9 protein-coding genes are annotated in these 7,060 nt (G+C 74.0%); 6 read left to right on the plus strand and 3 right to left on the minus strand.

Features of this window, described 5'->3' with window-relative positions; all coding sequences use genetic code 11:
- Positions 1 to 114 precede the first annotated feature (114 nt).
- On the plus strand, positions 115 to 975 hold the full coding sequence (locus tag PLP61_RS13275; protein WP_324503214.1) for an aldo/keto reductase: 861 nt from the start codon (positions 115 to 117) through the stop codon (positions 973 to 975).
- A gap of 108 nt (positions 976 to 1,083) precedes the next feature.
- Positions 1,084 to 1,497 carry a VOC family protein gene (locus PLP61_RS13280; RefSeq protein WP_324503215.1) on the plus strand — a complete coding sequence of 138 codons (414 nt, stop codon included), beginning with the start codon at positions 1,084 to 1,086 and terminating at the stop codon, positions 1,495 to 1,497.
- Between the two features lie 6 nt (positions 1,498 to 1,503).
- Here PLP61_RS13280 and PLP61_RS13285 read toward each other — a convergent pair whose 3' ends face one another.
- Positions 1,504 to 1,968: an SRPBCC family protein gene (locus tag PLP61_RS13285; RefSeq protein WP_324503216.1), complete on the minus strand. Its 465-nt coding sequence runs from the start codon at positions 1,966 to 1,968 to the stop codon at positions 1,504 to 1,506.
- Between the two features lie 204 nt (positions 1,969 to 2,172).
- On the opposite strand from PLP61_RS13285, the gene PLP61_RS13290 reads away from it, so the two are divergent.
- The gene (locus PLP61_RS13290; RefSeq protein ID WP_324503217.1) at positions 2,173 to 3,087 is read left to right on the plus strand and encodes a Gmad2 immunoglobulin-like domain-containing protein; all 915 of its coding nucleotides are present in this window, start codon (positions 2,173 to 2,175) and stop codon (positions 3,085 to 3,087) included.
- Between the two features lie 12 nt (positions 3,088 to 3,099).
- Here PLP61_RS13290 and PLP61_RS13295 read toward each other — a convergent pair whose 3' ends face one another.
- Both PLP61_RS13295 and PLP61_RS13300 read right to left on the minus strand, forming a co-directional pair.
- Positions 3,100 to 3,549 (minus strand): hypothetical protein, encoded by a 450-nt coding sequence (locus PLP61_RS13295; RefSeq protein ID WP_324503218.1) that lies wholly within the window; start codon positions 3,547 to 3,549, stop codon positions 3,100 to 3,102.
- A gap of 39 nt (positions 3,550 to 3,588) precedes the next feature.
- On the minus strand, positions 3,589 to 4,725 hold the full coding sequence (locus tag PLP61_RS13300; RefSeq protein WP_324503219.1) for a helix-turn-helix transcriptional regulator: 1,137 nt from the start codon (positions 4,723 to 4,725) through the stop codon (positions 3,589 to 3,591).
- A 173-nt stretch (positions 4,726 to 4,898) separates the two neighbouring features.
- Between PLP61_RS13300 and PLP61_RS13305 the strand changes: the two genes are divergently transcribed.
- From PLP61_RS13305 to PLP61_RS13315, 3 genes are all read left to right on the plus strand, one after another.
- A complete protein-coding gene (locus PLP61_RS13305; protein ID WP_324503220.1) occupies positions 4,899 to 5,303 on the plus strand; it encodes a Rid family hydrolase in 405 nt (134 codons plus the stop codon).
- A 95-nt stretch (positions 5,304 to 5,398) separates the two neighbouring features.
- Positions 5,399 to 6,808 carry an FAD-binding oxidoreductase gene (locus PLP61_RS13310; protein ID WP_324503221.1) on the plus strand — a complete coding sequence of 470 codons (1,410 nt, stop codon included), beginning with the start codon at positions 5,399 to 5,401 and terminating at the stop codon, positions 6,806 to 6,808.
- Positions 6,809 to 6,835: 27 nt separating this feature from the next.
- Positions 6,836 to 7,060, plus strand: a 225-nt coding sequence (locus tag PLP61_RS13315; RefSeq protein WP_349769228.1) for a putative immunity protein, incomplete at its 3' end; no start/stop codon positions are given.

The following is a 7,060-nucleotide window of genomic DNA, read 5'->3' on the forward strand; positions in this document are numbered from 1 at the left end:
CTGGCCTCCCACGCCTGCCCCCCCGCCGAGTTAGTACGGTCCCAACGCGGGGTCCGGGAGGCCCCACGACCCCGCGTTGGGACCGTACTAACTGCTGGCCCGTAGGGTGGCGGGGTGACCGACACCCCCGCCGCAGCGTCCGGAACCTTCTCCCTGGGCGGCGACCTGCCGGTGGTCCGTCTCGGGTACGGCGCCATGCAGATCACCGGGCCCGGGGTCTGGGGTCCGCCCGCCGACCCGCAGGAGGCGCGGGCAGTGCTGCGACGCGCGGTCGAGCTCGGCGTGACCTTCATCGACACCGCGGACTCCTACGGTCCCTCCGTCAGCGAGGAGCTGATCCGCGAGGCGCTGGCCCCCTACCCCGAGGAGCTGGTGATCGCCACCAAGGCGGGCTTCACCCGGCAGGGCCCGGGGGTGTGGACGATGCTCGGGCAGCCGGCGTACCTGCGCCAGCAGGTCGAGATGAGCCTGCGCCGGCTGGGCCTCGAGCGCATCGACCTCTTCCAGCTGCACCGCATCGACCCGGCGTTCCCGCTCGAGGACCAGGTCGGGGAGCTGGCCGCCCTGCGGGCGGAGGGAAAGATCCGGCACATCGGGCTCTCCGAGGTGAGCGTGGATCAGCTGCAGGCCGCCCAGCAGGTGACCCCGATCGCGTCGGTGCAGAACCTCTACAACCTCGCCCGCCGTGACGCCGAGCCGCTGCTCGACCACTGCGAGCAGGACGGCGTGGCCTTCATCCCGTGGTTCCCGCTCGCCACCGGGGAGCTCGCCGCGGACGGCGGCCCACTGGCGGAGGCCGCCCGCCGGCAGGGAGCCACCCCCGCCCAGCTCGCGCTGGCCTGGCTGCTGCGCCGCTCCCCGGTGATGCTGCCGATCCCGGGCACCTCCCGGGTAGCCCACCTGGAGGCCAACGTGGCCGCCGCCGGGCTCTCCCTCACCGACGAGGAGTACGCCGCCCTGGCGGCCGCTGTCTGACGCCACCGAGGCCGACCCCGCCCGTCGGCCCCGTCGGCCCCGCTCGGCCCTCGCTCCTGTCGGCGGCCCGCACTAGGCTGCCGGGATCCGTCGATCCCGGAGGTCCTCATGGCATCCCGACTCAACCCCTACCTCAGCTTCCGCGACACCGCCCGCCAGGCGATGGAGTTCTACCGGTCCGTCCTCGGCGGCGAGCTGAGTGTCTCCACGTTCGGTGAGTTCGGCCAGGCCGGCTCACCGATCGCCGACCTGGTGATGCACTCGATGCTCCAGACGCCGCACGGGTTCACCCTGATGGCCTCCGACACGCCTCCGGAGATGGAGCTGACCCCGGGCTCATCGATCACCATCAGCCTGAGCGGCGACGACGCCGAGCAGCTGCGGGGCTGGTACTCCGCGCTCGCCGAAGGCGGCACGGTGGTGACACCTCTGGAGGTGCAGATGTGGGGCGACGAGTTCGGCATGCTCGTGGACCGGTTCGGCACCGGCTGGATGGTCGATATCGCCCAACCGGCGGGCTGAGGCGCCTCAGGCGACGGCCTGCTCCAGGCGCTCCAGGGTGCGCGCCATGTTCTCCCGCGTGGTCGAGGACATCATCAGGCGGACCACCGGGCGGCTGGGCCAGCGCTCCGTGGAGAGGTCCCAGGTCTCCCGGACCAGCGTGCCCCCTTCGACCGGCTCGAGCTCGTAGCGCCAGGTGCGGCCGGTGAAGAACTTGTCCAGTGGCGCGGCGGCCAGCGTCCGCCACGCGATGCGCCGGTTCTCCTCCAGCTCCACCACCACGTTGCGGGTGGAGTAGCCCACGCCCATCTTCATGTCCATCCCGAAGGAGTCGCCGAGCTGGAGCCGTCGTCCGGCCGAGCGGGCTCGCTGGACCGTCCCCGACCCGTCGATCTCGGCGTGCCGGGCGGGGTTGGCCAGGATGTCGAAGATGGGCTCGGGAGGGCTGGGCAGCACTCGCTCGACGCTGACCGTCTGGGACCCGAAGATCATGGCTCGGACGCTACCAGCGGCCCCGGCACCCTCTCGGCCCGGCCACCGGGCGGCCCGGCACCGGCTGCTGGGCGCGACGACGGCCACCACGACGCCACGGCCCGGGTCCCCGGATCCGCCGGGCACGGTGGCAGACTCGAAAGAGGGGAGGCCACCGGGCCCGGACGGTCCGGGCGCGCGGGCCACCCGAGGAGGCTGGCTCCCATGTCGTTGCCCACCACGTCGCGGCGTACCCGGCCGCGGGTCCTCGGCCTGCTCGCGGCCGCGTCGCTGGTGCTGGCCGCAGGGTGCGGCTCCGACGGCACCAGCACCACCGAGCCGTCCGACTCGACGAGCACCTCCCCGTCGTCCTCCGCGTCCGAGTCGGCGTCGCCCACGGCGTCGCAGTCCCCGTCCGAAAGCCCCACCGAGGCACCGGTGGCCGGTGGCGTGTACTACCTGACCGACACCCGGGCAGGCCTGCGGCTGACCCGGGAGATCCGCGACCTGGACGCGGCTGACCCGGCGAGCGCGGCGGTCCGGGCGATGATCTCCGGACCCGAGGACCCGGACTACGTCTCCCCGTGGAACCCCGACACCACGGTGCTGGGGGTCACCAGGCGCGGGTCGGTGGTCCGGGTGAACCTGTCGACCGACGCCCGCACCGCGAACATCGGCTCCGAGGGGGCCGCGCTGATGATCCAGCAGCTGGTCTACACGGTGACGCAGAGCACCGACCCCGCCGACCGCGTGCTCCTGCTCATCGCCGGCAAGCCCGCGGGCGAGCTGTGGGGTGCGGTGGCGTGGACGAAGCCGGTCGGCCGGGCCGACCCGCTCGACGTCCGCAGCCTGGTCACCCTCGACGCCCCGCGTGAGGGCGCCACCACGGCCTCACCGGTCACCGTGACCGGCGAGGCGGCCGCCTTCGAGGCGAACGTGCCCTGGCGGGTGCTCGACGCCGACGGCCGGGTGGTGCGCCGCGGGCACACGATGACCAGCGAGGGCATGACGTTCTCGCCGTTCTCCTTCCGGGTGCGCCTGCGCCCCGGCGTGTACACCGTCGAGATCAGCGAGGACGACCCGTCCGGAGGCGAGGGCGGCACGCCGATGACCGACGACCGGACCTTCACCGTCCAGTGACCCCTGCCGGGCTCAGTGGGCCATCCGGCAGTGCCGGCGCACGGCGGGGGTGAGCGGCAGCAGGACGAGCAGGAGCCCGACCGTGCCGTACAGCGGCTGGAGGAAGGACAGCCCGGGCAGGTAGACGAGCTCGAGGCCGATCCACACGACCTGGCCGACGCCGATGAGGACCGTCACCAGCCAGGACCAGTGCCGGCCGGTCCAGCGCTCGGCGAAGCCGAGCGCCGCCCAGTGCGGCAGGCGCAACAGCCCGTACGCCGCGACCAGCGACCCCAGCCCGAAGCCGAGCAGCAGCACCAGCCCGGGCAGCACGAGCGAGTTGATGAGCGGGAAGTCCTCCACCCACTGCTCGGGGAACACCTCGGTGCCGCCCACCAGCATCACCAGGCCGCTGGGCACGGCGCTCACCCCGAGGAAGACCAGCAACCCGACGGTGAGTCCGACCCACCAACGTGACGTCATGCCCCCAGCCAACGCCGCCCGGCCCGACCAGGCAACTGCTCACCCTGCGGTGAACCACCCCGACGGGCCCAGCTCGGAGCCCATACGAGGGACGTACTGGTCGAAGTAGATCCGCGCGATCAGCTCACGCCGGCTGCGCACGTCGGCCTTGTCGAAGACGGACTTCAGGTGGTCCTGCACGGTGTAGGTGGACACGTGCAGCGTCGCCGCGATCTCCTTCGTGTCCACCCCCTGCAGCACCAGCTGGGTCACGTCGCGTTCGCGCGGGGTGAGGTCGAAGGCGGCGACGACCAGCGGCACGATCTCGGGCGGCCGGGCCTCCTCGATGGTGATCACCACGTCACCGCCCGGTCCGTCCCCGGCTGAGGTCAACGGGGTCGCGTGCAGCACCAGCCACATCCCGCCGCGCGTGCGCACGCGGCTGCGCGGCGGGACGTCGGTCTCCCCGCGGGCGTAGCGGCGGGCGGCTCCGACCAGCGAGGCGATGATGCCGGTGGCCGCCGCGCCGAACCGGGGGCTGACCAGCTCGGCGAGCCGCTCCTCGGCACCGAGGCTGGTCTGGCGCACCTGGTCGTCGGCACCCACGATGAGCACCACCGGCCCGGCGGGTACCGGGGCCGGAGCGGAGGAGGCGAGCCGGGCCAGCAGGCCCGCGCGTACGCCGGCGGCGAAGGCCGCGGACAGCGAGCCCACCAGGGCGACCTCTTCTGCCCCGAAGGGGGGCGCGTCGGGGCCACGGAACAGCGCCATTCCGCCCCACACCTGGGACCCGTCGCGCATCACCGCCCGCAGCTCGTCGGTGTAGCCGTACACGGGGGTGATCAGCCCGCTCAGCCGCGGGGAGCGCCCGGGCTGCCCGCCGGTCATCTCGTGCACGGCGGCCGCGTCCCGACCGGTGCGCGCGAGCTCGAGGAACGCGCTCTCCTCGCAGGTGCCGTACTCGACCAGGCCCCACTCGTGGTCGTGGTCGTCGTTGCCGTGGAGGTCGCCGTACTTACGGGTGCCGGTGAGCAGCTGCGTGCTGGGGTCGGCGGTGGCCAGGCACGCGGCGACGTGCGGCACCGCCCGCTGGAGGGACTCCACGGCCTCCCCCAGGAAGGTGTCGATGTCCAGCCCGGCGTGCGCCACGACCTCGACGTCACGGCGGACGCGCTCGGCGGTCAGTGCTCGGTTCACGACTCTCCCTGGACGGGCGGCTGGGCTGCCACTACCGCACAGTGTGGGGCAACTCCCCGGGCCGGTGCCATCCCACAAGTGTGGGGGGTCGGTGCCCACCCGGGGAGCAGGGGCGGGAAGTCCCGTCCGTAATGGGATCGCGGCGTAGGCGCCGGCAGGCCATGATCGTCGGCGTGACCACTCCCGACTGCACCGGAGTCAACCCCCCGGCCTGGTCCCAGGACCTCGGGTTCGACCAGGGACAGCTGCGCACCGCCCCACAGGCCGTGCTCACGATCGCCGCGCAGGGACCGCTGGACGCGCAGGGCCGGCTGCTCCACGAGGACGACCCGGCCGCCCAGCTCGCGCTCGCGATGGCGAACCTCGAGTCCGTCCTCGCCGGCGCCGGGCTCGGGCCGGGCGACCTGGCCCAGCTGCGTCTGTACACCACCGACATGCAGGCCGCCCTGGCGGTCCGCGACACCCTCGTCGAGCGGCTTGCGGAGTTCGGTGCCCGTCCGCCGACGACCCTCGTGGAGGTCTCTCGGCTCCCCGTGCCCGGGATGACCATGGCCCTGGAGGCCCTGGCCATGCGCTGACCCGTCGCTGTTTTCCGCCCGACCCGTCGCTGTTTGCCGGGTTCTCCACAGCTCTCCGCTCTCCACGTCCCATCACACCCAGGAGGAACCACACCATGACCCTCGAAACCCCCCTCGACCAGCCGCCGTCGACCGCCCCCGCCGAAGCCCTGCGCGGGCTGTGCGGCGGGGAGGTCCACCTGCCCGGAGACGCCGGGTACGACGCTGCCCGCACCCCCTGGAACGTCGCCGTCGACCAGCGGCCGGCCGCCGTCGCGCTGCCCCGCACCGCCCAGCAGGCCGCCGAGGTGGTCTCCGCCGCGGCCCGCGCCGGACTCCGGGTGGCACCGCAGAGCACCGGCCACGCGGCCGCCACCCTGGCCGAGGGCTCCCTGGAGGACGTGGTGGTCGTGCGGATGTCCGAGCTCACCGGCGTGAGCGTCGACCCGCAGTCCTCGACCGCACGGGTACTCGGTGGCACCCTGTGGGCCGACGTCGTCGAGGCCGCCGCGGCACACGGACTGGCGGCCCTGCACGGGAGCTCGCCCGACGTCGCCGTGGCGGGGTACTCGCTGGGCGGTGGACTCGGCTGGTACGCCCGCACGCTGGGGCTGGCCTGCAACAGCGTCACTGCGGTCGAGCTGGTCCTCGCCGACGGCTCCCTGGTGCGCGCCGACGAGCAGACCCACCCGGAGCTGTTCTGGGCGGTGCGCGGGGGAGGCGGCAACTTCGGGCTGGTGACCGCCCTGGAGCTGCGGCTCCACCCGATCCGAGACGCCTTCGCCGGCATGCTGCTGTGGGACCGCACGCACGCGGAGCCCGTGGTCCGCGCCTGGGCCCGCTGGTCCGCCGAGGCCCCCGACGAGGTCACCACGTCGCTGCGGGTGATGAGCTTCCCGCCGATGCCGGAGCTGCCGGACTTCCTGCGCGGCCGGCAGCTGGTGGTCATCGACGGCGCGTTCCTCACCGACGACGCCACGGCCACCGACCTGCTCGCGCCGCTCAGGGAGCTGCAGCCGGAGATGGACACCTTCGCCCGGGTCCCGGCGAGCGCACTCGCGCGGCTGCACATGGACCCCGAGGGCCCGACGCCGAGCGTGGCCGGCTCCGTCGTCCTCGACGAGCTGCCCGACGCCGCCGTCACGGCGCTCCTGGAGCAGGTCGGGCACGGCACCCGCACAGCGCTGCTGGCGGCCGAGCTGCGCCAGCTGGGCGGCGCCCTGGGCCGCCCCCACCCCGGCGGCGGTGCCCTGGCGTCGCTGGACGGTCGCTACGCCGGGTTCTTCGTGGGGATCGCGGCGACCCCGGAGCTGGCCGGCGCCGCCCTGGCCGACGCGCACGCGCTCGAGCAGGCGCTGGCACCCTGGTCCAGCGGACGGTCGGTCCTCAACTTCACCGAGCGACGCGTGGACCCGCGGTCGGCCTTCGCCCCCGAGGACCTGGAGCGGCTTCGGCGGATCCGGGCGCAGGTCGACCCCGACGCGGTCCTCCTCGCCAACCATCGCCTCGACGCCGGACAGGCCTGAGCCGGAGGCGTGCGGCACACTGGGCGGGTGAGCACCCCCTCGGCGCTGTCGCGCAGCCTGGCCGACCGGCGTGAGCTGGTCGGCTGGGCCGCGTCCTGCGCCGAGCGGGTGCTCGGCCTCTTCGAGGCCGCCTGCCCGGGTGACGACCGCCCCCGGGCGGCGCTGACGGGCGCCCGCGCATTCGCCGCAGGCCGCATCCGGATCGGTCAGGCCCGCCTGCTCGCCCAGGCCGCGCACGAAGCCGCCCGGAGC

Source organism: Nocardioides sp., assembly GCF_035429765.1.
In the GTDB taxonomy this organism is placed as follows: domain Bacteria; phylum Actinomycetota; class Actinomycetes; order Propionibacteriales; family Nocardioidaceae; genus Nocardioides.